This window comes from Helicobacter didelphidarum, assembly GCF_003364195.1.
Taxonomy (GTDB): domain Bacteria; phylum Campylobacterota; class Campylobacteria; order Campylobacterales; family Helicobacteraceae; genus Helicobacter_A; species Helicobacter_A didelphidarum.
Genome location: NZ_NXLQ01000186.1, coordinates 1 through 610, shown reverse-complemented (window position 1 = coordinate 610; position 610 = coordinate 1). Strand labels below are relative to the sequence as shown.

The 610-nt window shown below is 33.3% G+C and carries 1 pseudogene; it reads left to right on the top strand.

Annotated elements, in window-relative coordinates:
- A pseudogene (locus CQA53_RS11840) lies at positions 1-610 on the top strand (hypothetical protein); the annotation flags it as partial.

The following is a 610-nucleotide window of genomic DNA, read 5'->3' as shown; positions in this document are numbered from 1 at the left end:
TTGGGCTTTAAATAAACTTGAATCTATCGGTATAGAAGTCTTAAGCGATGATAAAGGACGCAAAGAATGGCTACCTGATGCACCGATATTTGATGATTTGAAAGAAACTTTTATGTATTTGAGATTTTATAATGCTGTCTTTAGGCAATTCCAAGCTATAGATTCATATCTTGAGAGTATCAAAGGGGCAAAAGCATTTAATAAATGGGCTAGAATGATGATAGATAATATGTATTGCTTTGCACTAAAATTTGATGATGAGAGAAATGCTCGAGTTTTAAACAAGAGGCAAGAATCTCTTAATGCTCCATTTGAGATTGTTTTATGGAAAGATAATGCTTATAAGCTTAGGCAAGTATATAGAATGCTAAGAGAAAAGCTTGACATACTAAAGAGTAAGCGAGTGGATTTAAAGGGTAAATTTATCCTTATCTATAATGATAAAGAAAGTGGCAATAGAAAGATATTTATCGACCCAAGTAGTGGATATATGGAGCGAGATTTAAAATATCTTGACCTCACAATCCCAGCAAACAACTTTAGTGTAAGTGAATTTTATCCCTTTATCTTTATCCCAGATGATGAGATGATTGCTCGCATACTCTACCAC